The sequence below is a fragment of the Streptomyces sp. NPDC016845 genome, assembly GCF_044332585.1.
In the GTDB taxonomy this organism is placed as follows: Bacteria; Actinomycetota; Actinomycetes; order Streptomycetales; family Streptomycetaceae; genus Streptomyces.
Window position 1 is genome coordinate 45,897 of the sequence record NZ_JBIRPI010000016.1, and the last position, 13,641, is coordinate 59,537.

At 71.6% G+C, this 13,641-nt stretch carries 12 protein-coding genes; 7 read left to right on the top strand and 5 right to left on the bottom strand.

Annotated features, from left to right (window positions below; translation table 11 throughout):
- Positions 1 to 3 precede the first annotated feature (3 nt).
- A complete protein-coding gene (locus tag ACH4RC_RS29365) occupies positions 4 to 465 on the bottom strand; it encodes a hypothetical protein (protein WP_398206250.1) in 462 nt (153 codons plus the stop codon).
- A 156-nt stretch (positions 466 to 621) separates the two neighbouring features.
- On the opposite strand from ACH4RC_RS29365, the gene ACH4RC_RS29370 reads away from it, so the two are divergent.
- The 4 genes from ACH4RC_RS29370 to ACH4RC_RS29385 all read left to right on the top strand — a co-directional run bounded on the left by ACH4RC_RS29370 (position 622) and on the right by ACH4RC_RS29385 (position 4,727).
- On the top strand, positions 622 to 1,170 hold the full coding sequence (locus ACH4RC_RS29370) for a hypothetical protein (RefSeq protein ID WP_398206252.1): 549 nt from the start codon (positions 622 to 624) through the stop codon (positions 1,168 to 1,170).
- A complete protein-coding gene (locus ACH4RC_RS29375) occupies positions 1,145 to 2,452 on the top strand; it encodes an ABC transporter substrate-binding protein (RefSeq protein ID WP_398206254.1) in 1,308 nt (435 codons plus the stop codon). Before ACH4RC_RS29370 ends, ACH4RC_RS29375 begins: the two co-directional genes overlap by 26 nt.
- A gap of 194 nt (positions 2,453 to 2,646) precedes the next feature.
- The gene (locus ACH4RC_RS29380; protein ID WP_398206256.1) at positions 2,647 to 3,894 is read left to right on the top strand and encodes a glycosyltransferase family 4 protein; all 1,248 of its coding nucleotides are present in this window, start codon (positions 2,647 to 2,649) and stop codon (positions 3,892 to 3,894) included.
- Positions 3,891 to 4,727, top strand: coding sequence for a hypothetical protein (locus tag ACH4RC_RS29385; RefSeq protein ID WP_398206258.1), 837 nt, complete (start codon positions 3,891 to 3,893; stop codon positions 4,725 to 4,727). The genes ACH4RC_RS29380 and ACH4RC_RS29385 overlap by 4 nt, the downstream gene beginning before the upstream one ends.
- A 4-nt stretch (positions 4,728 to 4,731) precedes the next feature.
- On the opposite strand, the gene ctaD is transcribed toward ACH4RC_RS29385, so the two are convergent.
- Positions 4,732 to 6,447, bottom strand: a complete 1,716-nt coding sequence (gene ctaD, locus ACH4RC_RS29390; protein WP_398206259.1) for a cytochrome c oxidase subunit I — start codon at positions 6,445 to 6,447, stop codon at positions 4,732 to 4,734.
- 438 nt (positions 6,448 to 6,885) lie between these two features.
- On the opposite strand from ctaD, the gene ACH4RC_RS29395 reads away from it, so the two are divergent.
- Positions 6,886 to 7,101 carry an I78 family peptidase inhibitor gene (locus tag ACH4RC_RS29395; RefSeq protein ID WP_398206261.1) on the top strand — a complete coding sequence of 72 codons (216 nt, stop codon included), beginning with the start codon at positions 6,886 to 6,888 and terminating at the stop codon, positions 7,099 to 7,101.
- A 109-nt stretch (positions 7,102 to 7,210) separates the two neighbouring features.
- Here ACH4RC_RS29395 and ACH4RC_RS29400 read toward each other — a convergent pair whose 3' ends face one another.
- Entirely contained in the window at positions 7,211 to 8,233 is a 1,023-nt protein-coding gene (locus ACH4RC_RS29400; protein WP_398206262.1) for a phosphatase PAP2 family protein, read from the bottom strand.
- Positions 8,234 to 8,508: 275 nt separating this feature from the next.
- Entirely contained in the window at positions 8,509 to 9,642 is a 1,134-nt protein-coding gene (locus ACH4RC_RS29405) for a hypothetical protein (RefSeq protein ID WP_398206264.1), read from the bottom strand.
- A gap of 248 nt (positions 9,643 to 9,890) precedes the next feature.
- Between ACH4RC_RS29405 and ACH4RC_RS29410 the strand changes: the two genes are divergently transcribed.
- Entirely contained in the window at positions 9,891 to 11,489 is a 1,599-nt protein-coding gene (locus tag ACH4RC_RS29410) for an MFS transporter (protein WP_398206265.1), read from the top strand.
- Between the two features lie 37 nt (positions 11,490 to 11,526).
- Here ACH4RC_RS29410 and ACH4RC_RS29415 read toward each other — a convergent pair whose 3' ends face one another.
- Positions 11,527 to 11,973, bottom strand: coding sequence for a cell division protein SepF (locus ACH4RC_RS29415; protein WP_398206266.1), 447 nt, complete (start codon positions 11,971 to 11,973; stop codon positions 11,527 to 11,529).
- A gap of 343 nt (positions 11,974 to 12,316) precedes the next feature.
- Here ACH4RC_RS29415 and ACH4RC_RS29420 point away from each other — a divergent pair, with 343 nt between their 5' ends.
- Positions 12,317 to 13,630, top strand: a complete 1,314-nt coding sequence (locus ACH4RC_RS29420; RefSeq protein ID WP_398206267.1) for a DUF5685 family protein — start codon at positions 12,317 to 12,319, stop codon at positions 13,628 to 13,630.
- Positions 13,631 to 13,641 lie beyond the last annotated feature (11 nt).

Consider the following 13,641-nt stretch of genomic DNA (forward strand, 5'->3'; position numbering starts at 1 on the left):
GCCTCAGCCCTCCGCGGGCGGCTCGCAGACGGGGCACGGGCCGAGCCCGCCCCCCGTCCGTGCCCCGGCATCGGCGGGCACGGCCTCGGGCTTGCCCGCGACGAGCGGGCAGTCCGCGCGGTGCCACAGCGTGCCGCCCGGGATCATGAGCAGGGCCTCGGCGGTGGCGACCGGGCCGGTCACGGGCGGCGGTCCGGCCGGTTCGTCGGCGACCAGAAGCTCGTACAGCTCCTCCACCCGCGACGTGGCGAGGGCGCTCCTGCCGTACGTGAGCAGGACCGCGCCCGCGACGATCAGGGCCGCGCCCGGCACCGTGCACGAGGCGAGATACGGCAGCTGCCGCTCGGCGAACCGCTCGCCGGAGACCCCGTACCAGCCGGCCACGCAGAGCACGGCGCCCGCGGCGAGAGTGGTGAGCCCGGCCCACAGGGCGGGGCGCGCGGTTCGGAGCCGGGCAGTCCGCATCGGTGACCCCCACGTCATGACGGAGTGTGCCTGCGCGCGTCTGGTCTTGTCGGCCGATCGCTTGCACTATGCCTTCTGCAGGCCAACCTCGAAAGCTCCGGGCGGAGTCGAGGCCCGGACCGACACCCGGTGGTGAGCCAGATGGTTCTCGGGATCATGAGCAGGGCCCGGCCCGGCCGCAGGCGGGGCGCGGCGCTCGCCCTCGCCGCGGCCCTGGCGCTCGGCCCGGCGATGACGGCGTGCAGCGACGACAGCGGGGGCGGCGAGAGCGATCCGCCGACCCCGTCCAGCCAGGGGCCCGCCTCGAAGGAGCCCTCGGCCGAGGTGCCGACCCGGTCCGCGCCCGCCGACGCGGCCGCGGCGCGCAAGGAGATCAGGGAGAACTGGCAGAAGTTCTTCGACCCGGCCGTGGCGCAGGAGGAGAAGGAGCAGGCCCTGGAGGACGGCGCCAAGATGCGGCCGGTGCTGCGGAGCTTCAACGGGGACAGCCGCGGCGGCCAGGTCGAGGCGAAGGTCACCACCATCCGGTTCACGTCGCCGACCGGCGCCGAGGTGACGTACTCCCTTGCCCTGAAGGGCGCCACGGTGCTGCCCGGCGCGAAGGGCACCTCCGTCGAGCAGGACGGCACGTGGAAGGTGTCGGTCCGGACCTTGTGCGCGCTGGTGCAGCTGAGCGGCAATGCGTCGGCGCCTCCGGGCTGCTGAGGCGCTCGCCGCGGCGCTCGCCCTGAGCGCCGTGCTCGCGCTCTCCGGCTGCGGTTCGCGGCTGCCGGAGAGCGCCTTCGAGGACGGGGCGGAGCGCCGCACGCCGGCCCGGACGGCCGCGCCGGTCCACGTCGGCATCCTCACCAGCGCCACGAGCCCGGTCGGCGGCGCCACCTTCACCGACACCCGCGACGGCGCACAGGCGTACTTCCGCGGCCTGAACGACAAGGGCGGCATCGGGGGGCGCCCCGTCGAGGTGCACCTGTGCGACGACGGCGGCAGCGGCGTCGGCAACAACGCGTGCGTGCACGAACTGGTCGACGAGAAGAAGGTCGTCGCCCTGGTCGCCACCACCTCCCTCGACTACGCGGGCGCCGAAAAGGTCTCCCACGCGCGCGTGCCCGACATCGGCGGCCAGCCGATCGGCGCCGCCTACGACACCTATCCGCATCTGTACGGGATCTACGGGAGCCTCGCGCCCCGCGACGGCACGCCCGGCTGGGACGGCCGGCTGTACGGCGGCACCGAGGTCTACCGCTACTTCAAGCGGGAGCAGGGCGCCCGCACCGCCGCCGTCGTCTCCTACAACCAGGCCGCCTCCGCCGCGTACGCGCGCCTGGTGACGCGGGGTCTGCGGGCCGAGGGCTACAAGGTGATCACCGAGCAGGTCGACTTCGCGCTGCCGAACTTCCGCGCGGCCGCCGCCGACCTGAAGGACCAGGGCGCCGATCTCGTCCTCGACGCCATCGACGCGCACGGCAACGCGCGGCTGTGCCGGGCCATGGACCAGGTCGGCGCCCGCGTCACCGCGAAGGTCATGACCGTACAGAGCTGGACCTCGACCGTCGCCGCCGACTACAAGGACGCCCCGCACTGCCGCGCCTCCCTGTGGGCGACGGGCGCGAGCCGCAACTTCGAGGACACCGGGCACCCGGCCGTGCGCGCCTTCCGCGACGCGACCGAGGGGCTGCGGACGCACTCGCAGTGGCAGCTGGAGGGATGGGCCGCCGCCCTCTGGTTCACGGACGCGGCGCGCTCCTGCGTCCGGGGCGGGGGCGACGTCACGCGCGCGTGCCTGGACCGCTTCATGGACCGCCCCGCCCCCTACACGGCCGACGGGCTGCTGCTGCCTGTGACCTACCGCACCCTCCCTGAGCCGCCAAGTACCCGGAGGACGTGTCTGTCGGTCGCCAGGTGGACGGACGGACGGGGCTGGGTCACGCGGAACGGTGACATGAGCCGTACGTGCTTCGACGTACCGCAACTCGCCTACCAGCCATGACGTAACCCTGATGGACGAAGAGATGAACTGGTTCCCCGACTTGTGTACCGATCAGGCAACTGTTGTGGAACAAGATGATGATGATGGACAACCCTCGCCACGGAACACCTGTCTAACCATCGGTGGGCGGGGTCGCCCGGGACGGATTCAGACCGTCCGGACTGTCCGCGAGGAATGGTGGGATACGGGGACGCATGCAGATTTCTTTCCTCATTCACAACGCGTACGGGATCGGAGGGACGATTCGCACCACGTACAACCTGGCCAACACGCTGGCCGAGCACCACGACGTGGAAGTGGTCTCCGTCTTCCGGCACCGTGAGGAGCCGACGTTCGCGCCCGACCCGCGCGTCCGGCTCCGGCACCTCGTCGACCTGCGCAAGGACTCGCCGACGTACGAGGGCGACGACCCCGAGTACAAGAAGCCCGCCTCGGACTTCCCCAAGCACGAGGGGCGCCTCGCGCAGTACAGCGCGCTCACCGACCGGCGCATCGCCGCGCACCTGGCGAGCGTCGAGGCGGACGTCGTGGTCGGCACCCGGCCCGGTCTCAACGTGCACCTCGCGCGCCAGACCCGGCGCGGCCCGCTCCGCGTCGGCCAGGAGCACCTCACGCTCGACACGCACTCGGCGGGGCTCCGCCGCGAGCTGCGCAGCGTCTACCCGCGGCTCGACGCGCTGACCACGACCACGGAGGCCGACGCCCGCGCCTACCGCGCGGGCATGCGGCTGCCCGGCGTCCGCATCGAGGCCATGCCCAACCCGGTGCCCGCGCCCCGCGTCGCGCCCGCCGACGGCAGCGGCAAGTGGGTCGTGGCCGCGGGCCGGCTCGCCCCGGTCAAGCGGTACGACCTGCTGATCAAGGCCTTCGACAAGGTGCGGGCCGAGCGCCCCGACTGGCGGCTGCGGATCTACGGCCACGGCAAGCAGAAGGACAAGCTGCGCCGCCTCATCGACCAGCGCGGCCTCTACAACCACGTCTTCCTCATGGGCACCGCCAACCCCATCGAACCGGAGTGGGCGAAAGGTTCCGTCGCCGCGGTGACGTCCACCTTCGAGTCGTTCGGCATGACGATCGTCGAGGCGATGCGGTGCGGTCTCCCGGTGGTCTCCACCGACTGCCCGCACGGGCCCGGCGAGATCATCGACAACGGTGTCGACGGACGCCTCGTCGAGGTCGGCAACGTCGACGCGATCGCCGCAGGGCTGCTCGAACTCATCAACGACGACGAGCTGCGCAAGGAGATGGCGGCGCGCGCCCTGACGCACTCCGAGCGCTTCGACCCCGCCCGGATCGCCGAGCGCTACGAGGACCTCTTCGGCTCGCTCACCGCTCGCAACGGCTCCGTCGGCCTGCTGCACCGGGCCCGCGGCTCCCTGATGAACGGCGCCTTCGCCGTGCGGGACGCCCTCAAGTCGCCGGAGAAGGGACGCACCGCATGACGACGCCGCTGGCCTCGCCCGCACCGATCCCCCCGTCCGACGACAGGACCGCCCGCATGCCACCCCGCGCCGACTGCATCGCCGACTCCGCCGGCGGCCTCACCTTCGACGTCTCCGACCATGGTTCGCCCGCCCCGGCCAGCCTCGTCCTGGTCGACCGGACCGCCGGGGAGGAGGTGCGCCTTCCGCTCACCCCGGCCGGCGACGGCCGGCTGCGCGCCTCCCTGCCGATCAGTGTCGGCCTCCCCGAAGGCCGCTGGGACGCCTACGTCCAGGTCTCCGGCGAGAACCCGGTGCGCCTCGTGCCCGGCATGAATGACCTGCGCTCGCTCGTCGACCGCGCGCCCAGCGGCTCGCGCGGCTACGTGGCCGTGCGCATCCCGTACGCGACCAAGCACGGCAATCTGACCGTACGGAGCTGGCTGCGCACCCCGCACGCGGAGGCCGGTGAACTGCTCATCACGGGCGGCGAGCTGACCGCCAAGGGGCGTGTCTACGGCACGGGAATCACCGCCAAGGCGCACGCGGAGATACGTTCCCGCGCGACGTCCGGACCGGTCCTCCGCGGCGAGCTGACCGTGGACGGCGCCGAGTTCGCGCTGCGCATCGGCTACGACGAGCTGTCCGAGGGCCACTGGGACCTGTGGCTGCGGCCCGCCGGTGAGGACGGGCCCGAGGTGCGCCTCGCCCGGCTCCTGGACGACATCGCCGACAAGAAGCCGATCTTCGCGTACCCCGCGGTGAAGGTGGCGGCCGGCGGCCGTGAGCTGACCGCCGAGCCGTACTACACGGGCGACAACGACCTCGCGATCGAGGTGCACGCGGGGGCTTGAGCCCTCAGTCGCCCACGTGGGCCTCGGTGTCCGGGTTGTGGGTGCCGGGGCCGGAACCGGAGTGCGCGGCGAAGGCCGCGAACTCCGGATGATGCAGATCGAACGCCGGGGATTCCGAGCGGATCCTCGGCAGCGTCGTGAAGTTGTGGCGGGGCGGCGGGCACGACGTCGCCCACTCCAGGGAGCGGCCGTACCCCCACGGGTCGTCGACCTCGACCTTCACCCCGTACTTGGCCGTCTTCCAGATGTTGTAGAGGAACGGCAGCGTCGAGAGGCCGAGCAGGAACGCGCCGATGGACGAGAGCGTGTTGAGGGCCGTGAACCCGTCCGCGGCGAGATAGTCCGCGTACCGGCGCGGCATGCCCTCCGCGCCCAGCCAGTGCTGCACCAGGAACGCCATGTGGAAGCCGGCGAACAGCGTCCAGAAGTGGATCTTCCCGAGCCGTTCGTCGAGCATCTTCCCGGTCAGCTTCGGCCACCAGAAGTAGAACCCGGCGAACGTGGCGAAGACGACCGTGCCGAAGACCACGTAGTGGAAGTGCGCCACGACGAAGTACGTGTCCGAGACGTGGAAGTCCATCGGCGGCGACGCCAGGATGACCCCGGTCAGGCCGCCGAACAGGAACGTGACGAGGAACCCGCACGACCACAGCATCGGCGTCTCGAAGGACAGCGAGCCCTTGAGCATCGTGCCGATCCAGTTGAAGAACTTCACGCCCGTCGGCACGGCGATCAGGAACGTCATGAACGAGAAGAACGGCAGCAGCACCCCGCCCGTCACGAACATGTGGTGCGCCCACACGACCACCGACAGGCCGGTGATCGCCATCGTCGCGCCGACCAGCATCGTGTAGCCCCAGATCGGCTTGCGGCTGAAGACCGGCAGGATCTCGCTGACGATCCCGAAGAACGGCAGCGCGATGATGTAGACCTCGGGATGGCCGAAGAACCAGAACAGGTGCTGCCACAGGAGCGCGCCGCCGTACTGCGCCTCGAACACCACCGAGCCGAGGCGGCGGTCCGCCTCCAGGCAGAGCAGCGCGGCCGCGAGGACCGGGAACGCGAGCAGGACGAGGATCGACGTGAACAGCGTGTTCCACGTGAAGATCGGCATCCGGAACATCGTCATGCCGGGCGCCCGCATCCCGATGATCGTGGTCAGGAAGTTCACCGAGCCGAGGATGGTGCCGAACCCGGCGAGCGCGAGCCCCATGATCCACATGTCGGCGCCGATCCCGGGGGAGCGGGTCAGACTGTTGAGCGGCGCGTAGGCGAACCAGCCGAAGTCCGCGGCCCCGCCCGGCACCACGAGCGAGGCGAGCACGATCAGGCCGCCGAAGAGGAACAGCCAGTACGACAGCATGTTCAGGCGCGGGAACGCCACGTCGGGCGAGCCGATCTGCAGCGGCATGATCTCGTTGGCGAACCCGGCGAACGTCGGCGTCGCGAAGAGCAGCAGCATGATCGTGCCGTGCATGGTGAACAGCTGGTTGTACTCCTCGTTGGAGACGATCTGGAGCCCGGGACGGGCCAGTTCGGCCCGCATCACCAGCGCCATGAGGCCGCCGATGAGGAAGAAGACGAACGAGGTGATGAGGTAGAGATGGCCGATCTTCTTGTGGTCGGTGGTGGTCAGCCAGTCCACGATCACCCGGCCCGGCTGCCGCTCCCGCGGCCGTGCCAACGCCTCGGCACCGGCCTGCACACCGGTCGTTCCCATCGCTTGCCCCCTCGCTGCTCACGCGCCCCGGGCCTGCTTGCCGAACTCACGCCATGATGCTCGCGCCGCCCCCGCCACGACAGGGTGCGCACACCTCTTTCTGTCATGGACAGGCATTTCCCGGACGATCTCAACGGGCCCGAACCGGCCCGGGATTCGGAATGCGCGGGGAATTGCGCGCGGGGCTTCCGGTAAAGGACAGGGGCGCGCGCCGGTGGAATCCGGGCCACTTGCGGAATTCCGCGCGCGGCGGTCGGGAGAGTCCGGATGAGAACAGTATGAGAAGTAGGGAACCGCCCGATCGTGTGAGGAAGTTCGACCAAAACAACCGTCGTGATCTTGTGACGAAAGCGTGACCGTACGAAGCCGCGCGGGGCTCGTCGGGCGCTCGTCGGGCCGGGCCTGGCGTCGCCTCCGCACACCGCTTACGGTGGCCGTATGGCACCCATTCCGACCCCGCCCGCAGAGCCTGAAGACACCCCGGACACCTACGTCGGACTCGACGCCGAACCCGCCGAGCGCCGGGCGCGCGGCCGCGGCTGGTCGACCGTGCGGCAGGTGCCGCCAGGAGCGGTCATCACGATGGAGTACCGCGTGGGACGCCTGAACTTCGAGGTCACGGACGGCAGAGTGACCCGCTGCTGGAAGGGCTGACCCCCGACGCCGGCCCACGACGAAGGGCCCGGAACCTGTGAGGTTCCGGGCCCTTCGCTCATGCGGGCTGGTTGTGCGTACCGTGCCCGCCGCTGGTGGGAGTGGGCCGTCAGGCCCGCTGCGGGTCCGTCGTGGCCGTCCGCGCGGTGCCGCGCACCGCCGCCGGGCGTCTGCTGCCCGCCGGTGGCGTGCGCTCGCCGCGCGGGGTGTGCGGACCCGGCGCGAGCAGGGCGGAGGGGCGGGCGCCGGGGCGCGCGGTGGAGACCGGTTCGCGCGCGCGGGCCGCGTCCTCGGCGGCCGGCGCCGCGACGGGCTGCACGGCCATCGCGGGCGACGCGGCGGGCTGCGGCGCGGCGGCGCCGATACCGGCGCGGCGGGAGCGCAGACGGTCGCGCAGCGACAGGACGACCGCCTCGGCGCGGGTGACGAGCGGCTCGATCCAGGGCAGCGCGAGCAGGATGAGCAGGCCCGCGGCCCAGCCGAGAAGGACGTCGCTCAGCCAGTGCGTACCGAGGTAGACGGTGGTCAGGCCGACGCTCAGGGAGATCACCGCGGAGAGCGCGGACAGCCAGCGGCGGGCGCGCGGTGTGGAGGCCAGATAGGCCAGGATCCCCCAGGTCACCACCGCGTTCGCGGTGTGTCCCGAAGGAAATATATCGCCGTTCTTCCACATCTCGTTCGAGCCGATGACGGTGGCGTAGTGCGGGCCCGCGCGGCCCATGCCGTACTTGGCGGCGCCCACCGTGGCGTTGAGCAGCAGCAGCGCGGCGCCGAACATCAGGAGCGGGCGCAGAGTGTGCTGCCGCCAGGCGCGCCAGCCCAGCCACGCCATCACCATGACGGCGGTCGGGCCGCGCTGGCCGAGGACGACCCAGTAGTCGAGGAAGGCGTGGATCTCCGGCCACTGCTGGTAGGGCCGGAAGAACATGACCTGCCAGTCGAAAGCCACCAGCCACGTCGTGGCCAGGACGGCGACCACGATCGCGAGGTAGAAGGCGAGGGTGAGGCCGAGGAGCACGACACGGTGCCGGCTCATCCTGGGCATGACCAGGTTGGCCGGCCGTTCGGGCTCACGGTCGAGTCTCGCGAAGACCCGCTCGAGGCGCCGGGTCAGGTTTCGTTCGGTACGCACCCAATCGACGCTACAGCGGGTGCGCTGCGGACCAGGACGGAACAGTGGCTTTGTGATGACGATGTGATGTGGGATTGATCTCAGGGCCCCCTTTATCCCGGGTAATCCGGAAGCGGGGGCGGGAAGTCCGCGTGAATGCGTCGATCGTTTTCCGGATCTCCCGCTCGCGCGCTTATGAATGCGTTCACCGCGTGCTGGCACGGAATTCTCCGTCCGCTCATCGGGCCCGTCGAAGTCGATCAAGGTCGGCCGGGCCCGGTCACGGCCGGGTCCGGTCAGGGCGGCCCCGACCCGTTCAGCCAGAACGCCCCGTAGACCGCCGAGACCAGCGCGAGCCCGCCGAGCACCCATGCCGACCTGCTGGTACGCCACCGGGCCAGGGCCACCGCGATCGGCAGGAGCAGCGGGAACGCGGGCAGCAGCAGACGCGGCTTCGATCCGAAGTACCCCGAGGCACACAGGGCAAGCAGCACGACACAGCCCGTGTAGACGAGCAGCGGCACCGGCTGGCGCTGCCGCACCCCGGCCACGTAGAGCCGGATCACCAGGGCCACGCCGACGACGAGGCCGGTCCCGGCGAGCGCGCTCAGCGGTGACGTGAACTTGTCGGCGACGAAGCGGGCGAAGGCGGCGCCCCCGTCGAACCCGTTGCCCCACTGCCCCTGCACGTCGAGGTAGCCGAACAGGCCGCCGCCCGTGCGGTGCCCGACCCACAGCACGTACGCCGCCGCGCCCGCCGGGGCGAGCAGCACGCCGAGCACCGTGCGCCAGGACGCGCGGCGCTCGCGGGCGATCTGCGTCGCCGCCGCCACCCACACCGCCGCCACGACCGCCGCGCCGATCGGCCGGGTCAGACCCGCGAGGGAGGCGAGAAGGCCCGCGCTCAGCCAGTGCCGCCGCAGGACCGCGTACAGCCCCCAGGCCGCGAGCGCGGTGAACAGGGCCTCGCTGTACGCCATCGAGGCGACGATCCCCACCGGCAGCGCGCCCCACAGGACCGCCAGACAGACACCGGCCCGGCGCCCGTACAGGTGCGCGCCGACCGCGAAGATCCCCCAGGCCGCGGCGAGCGAGGCGAGCCAGCTCACCGCCAGGCCCGCGTCGGCGTGGGAGAGCGGGCTGATCGCGGCCCCGCCACGTTCCAGCCAGGGCAGGAGCGGGAAGAATGCCAGATTGGAATGGACAGTGCCGTCCGGCAGCGTCACCGACCAGCCGTAACCGGCCCCGGCGACCCGCGTGTACCAGAGCGAGTCCCAGCGCGCGCTCAGCAAGGTGTGCGGGCTCTTTCCCTCGGCCGCGCTCCACAGGGCGAGCGCGAGCAGGCCGAGCGCGCGTACGCCCGCATAGCCCAGCAGGGCGGGCAGCGCTTTTCGCAGGATGGGAGGCTCGTGCTGGTCGACGTCGTTCACGGCCCCGATTATCGACGCCGGTCGCCGGGGACCCGCGCGCCGCCCCCGCCGCCCCAGTGGCGCACGCCACACGGGCCGGAGGGCTCCGTGAGAGGTCCGACACGTGTACGTGGCCTGAACTCGCGTACGCTGACGGCTCACTCGCCTTCCGTAGCGGGGCCGGGAGAACCGCTCCTCCCGAGCCGAAGACCACGGGCATCCCCGGCCCGTGGATCCGCCGGACACGAGGATCACTGGGAGGTACGCACATGTCCGGGACGAGCACGGCCGCCGGGCGGCTGCACCATCACCTCGCCGCTCTCGCAGGCCGCGCGAACCGCTGGGTCGTCCTGGTCGTCCTGTGCACGAGCCTGCTCCTGGTCGCCCTCGACTCGACCATCCTGTACGTGGCCCTGCCCTCGGTCACCGAGGACCTGCGGCCCACCTCCGTCGAGCTCCTCTGGATCGGCGACGCCTATCCGCTGATCTGCGCCTCGCTCCTCATCCTCTTCGGCACCCTCGGCGACCGCGTCGGCCGCAGACGGATCCTGCTGCTCGGCTACGGCCTGTTCGGCGCGGCCTCCGCGCTCGCCGTCCTCGCCGACAGCGCGCAGGTGCTGATACTGGCCCGCGCCCTGCTCGGCATAGGCGGGGCGATGATCATGCCTGCGACTCTGTCGATCGTGCGGGACGTCTTCCCCGACCGGCGCGAGCGGGCCGTGGCCATCGGCGTGTGGACGGCGGTCGCCGCGATCGGCGCCGCCACCGGTCCGGTCCTCGGCGGTTTCCTCGTCGAGCACTACTGGTGGGGCTCGGTCTTCCTCATCAACATCCCGCTGATGGCGGTCATGCTGCCGCTGTGCCGGGTCCTCGTCCCCGAGTCCAAGGGCCGCGCGGACGGACCCTGGGACCTCTTCGGCGCGCTGCTCGCCGCGCTCGGCGTCCTCGGTGTCGTGTACGGCATCAAGGAGCTCGGCATGGACCGGGACCTGCTCGACGCGGGCGCCGTCCTGCCGTTCCTCGCGGGCGTCGCCTTCCTGGTCCTCTTCGTCCGCCGCCAGCGCAGGCGCGAGCACCCGCTGATCGACATGCGGCTGTTCTCCCGCGCCGCGTTCTCCACCTCTGTGGGCTGCATAGTCATCGCGATGCTGGCGCTGGTCGGGCTCGAACTGATCGCGGTCCAGTATCTGCAGCTCGTCCTGGAGATGACGCCGCTGGAGACCGGCCTGCGGATGCTGCCGCTGACCTTCGCGGCCATGGTCGCGGGCGTCCTCGGCTCCTGGATACTGCGGCGGTTCGGCCCGCGCACCATGGTCAGCTGCGGCTTCGCCCTCACCGCCTGCGCGGTGCTGCTGCTCTGCCTGATGGGCGAGCAGGACCGGCCGTGGCTGCTCGGCGCCGGGTTCGTACTGCTCGGCTTCGGCTTCCAGTCCACGCTGTTCGGCGCCTACGAGTCGATGCTCACCGAGGCCCCGGCCGACGACGCGGGTGGCGCCGCCGCCATCGGCGAGACCTCCTACCAGCTCGGCGCGGGCATGGGCATCGCGCTGCTCGGTTCCGTGATGAACGCGGCGTACGCGCCCGGACTCACCCACGTACAGGGCGTTTCCGAGGTGGCGAGCGGGGCGGCCGGGCATTCGCTGGGGGAGGCGTACCAGATCGCCGCGCGGCTCGGCGGCGGGGCGGGAAGCGCTCTGCGTGAGGCGGCACGCGGCTCGTTCGTGCACGGACTGCACGTGACCCTGATCGTCAGTGCGGTGCTGCTGCTCGTGGGCGCGGGCGCGGCGCTCCGGCTCCCGCGCCGCATGGACTGTGAGACCGCTGCGGCCGAGGAGCACGCACCCCGCGCGGAAGCGCCGGTCGCCTGACCGGCGGCTCTGCTGCTGCGGCTGTCAGCCCGGGCTGTCAGCTCTGGTTGAAGAAACCATCCGGCTGGGTGCGGGACTCACGGCCCGAGACGATCTGGGTGTCGGCCGGGGTGAGGAGGAAGACCCGGGTGGCCACGCGGTCGATCGAGCCGCGCAGACCGAAGATGAGACCCGCCGCGAAATCGACGACGCGCTTGGCGTCCGACGGCTCCATCGCCGTCAGGTTCATGATGACCGGAGTGCCCTCCCGGAACATCTCGCCGATCCGCCGGGCGTCCCGGAAGCTGTCCGGCGTCACGGTGCCGATGCGGCGCCCCTCCTCCTGGGCCTCCTCCGACGCGACCTTCACTCGCGGGTCCGTCACCCAGGCGGCTGCGCTCGCGGCGGGCTCGGGCCCCTCGTCGTAGTCGTCGTCGTAGTAACGCTCGTCATCGTTGTCGTCGACGAGGCCAAGCCAGGCACTTGCCTTACGCACCGATCCCATGGACGCCTCCTCTCACAGCGGTTCCTCTGCGTTCTGTATCCCTATGGTCGTCCATGATGCTGATGCCGCGCCAAGTGGATAGTCGCCGCGCGGGGTTTTCGTGACGGTACTGGTGCACAGTCAACACGGGGTTGTCCCAAGGTTTTCAAGGGGCGTGCGCGTCAAAGGTGCTGACCGGGCATGAAATGTGATCCTCCGCGGCGTTCGGGTGATCTTGGGTGCGTACGGGTGAACGAAAGGGTGTCGTGATCGCTCGGTACGATCGGACGTACCCGGTCCGTGCGAGTTGACACCGCGTCCTCGCTTGTTGACGGGCCATCATCCGACGTACGGGGGAGACGTCTTGTTCGGAATTGTCCGGCCTTGCAGCCATCGGCTCGGTGAGGGGCTGAAGACCCAGTGGATGGCGCACCTGTGCGGGCTCTGTCTGGCGCTGCGCCGCGACCACGGGCAGTTCGCCCGGATCGTCACCAACTATGATGGTCTGCTCGTCTCCGTGCTGACGGAGGCTCAGACCGAGGCCGTGGGTGACGGCCGCAGGCAGGCGGGTCCCTGCCCCCTGCGCGGCATGCGCACCGCCTCCGTCGCCCAGGGCGAGGGCGCCCGGCTCGCCGCCGCCGTCTCGCTCGTCCTCGCCTCGGCGAAGGTCCGCGACCATGTCGAGGACCGGGACGGCATGTTCGCCCGCAAGCCCGTCGCCGCCGCCGCGAAGAAGGTCGCCGCCAGCTGGGGCAGGGCGGGGGCCCGCAGCGGGTCCGCCATCGGGTTCGACACGGCCGTGCTCGTGGACGCCGTCGAACGGCAGGCCGGGATCGAGTCCCTGGCGGGGCCCGGCACCGCCGTACCGGAGGTGACCGAGCCGACCGAGACCGCGACCGGCGCCGCGTTCGCGCACACCGCCCACCTCGCGGGCCGCCCGCACAACGCCGAGCCGCTCGCCGCGGTGGGCCGCATGTTCGGCCGGCTCGCGCACCTCCTGGACGCCGTCGAGGACCGCGCCGCCGACGCCGCCGCCGGCGCGTGGAACCCGCTGACCGCCACCGGCACCGGGCTCGTCGAGGCGCGCAGGCTCGCCGACGACGCCGTGCACCGCATCCGCCGCACGCTGCACGAGGTCGACTTCGCCGACGGGAAACTGGCCCATCTGCTGCTCGCGCACGAGCTGAAGCGCTCGGTGGACCGGGCCTTCGGGACGGAGGCGTGCGCCACCGGGCATGGCGCGCACGCCGCGACGGCCTCCACGCCCCAGCAGGGCTCCACCCCGGACGGCCGGGTCCCGACGGGGGCGCCGGGCGGCCCCTACGCGCCGACGGGCGGCCCGGGCCCGTACGCCTCGAACAACCCCTACGGGGGCGGGCAGCCGGGGCAGCCGGTCCACCCCGGCGGGCCGGGCGGGCCTGGCGACCCCGGCTGGTTCGGCGGTTTTGGAGGCGGGGGCGGGCACGAACCGCACAAGCCCGGCAAGCGCGGACTCCTCGCCGGATGCGCCGTCGCCATCGGCCTGTGCTGCACCTGCAAGGTGTGCTGCGCGAAGGAGTACGAGGGCCCGTGGTCCCGCAAGAAGCGCGAGGGCGCCTGCCGGGACTGTGACGACTGCTGCGACGCATGCGACTGCTGTGACTGTTGCGAGTGCTGCTCGTGCTGCGACTGCGGCTGAGGCGGCCGGGC

Bases quoted from the DNA above. Each gene is read 5' to 3' on its own strand.
- ACH4RC_RS29375 (WP_398206254.1), top strand. From the start codon at position 1,145: ATGCGTCGGCGCCTCCGGGCTGCTGAGGCGCTCGCCGCGGCGCTCGCC.
- ACH4RC_RS29385 (WP_398206258.1), top strand. From the start codon at position 3,891: ATGACGACGCCGCTGGCCTCGCCCGCACCGATCCCCCCGTCCGACGAC.
- ACH4RC_RS29395 (WP_398206261.1), top strand. From the start codon at position 6,886: ATGGCACCCATTCCGACCCCGCCCGCAGAGCCTGAAGACACCCCGGAC.
- ACH4RC_RS29410 (WP_398206265.1), top strand. From the start codon at position 9,891: ATGTCCGGGACGAGCACGGCCGCCGGGCGGCTGCACCATCACCTCGCC.
- ctaD (WP_398206259.1), bottom strand. From the start codon at position 6,447: ATGGGAACGACCGGTGTGCAGGCCGGTGCCGAGGCGTTGGCACGGCCG.
- ACH4RC_RS29365 (WP_398206250.1), bottom strand. From the start codon at position 465: ATGCGGACTGCCCGGCTCCGAACCGCGCGCCCCGCCCTGTGGGCCGGG.
- ACH4RC_RS29415 (WP_398206266.1), bottom strand. From the start codon at position 11,973: ATGGGATCGGTGCGTAAGGCAAGTGCCTGGCTTGGCCTCGTCGACGAC.
- ACH4RC_RS29370 (WP_398206252.1), top strand. From the start codon at position 622: ATGAGCAGGGCCCGGCCCGGCCGCAGGCGGGGCGCGGCGCTCGCCCTC.
- ACH4RC_RS29380 (WP_398206256.1), top strand. From the start codon at position 2,647: ATGCAGATTTCTTTCCTCATTCACAACGCGTACGGGATCGGAGGGACG.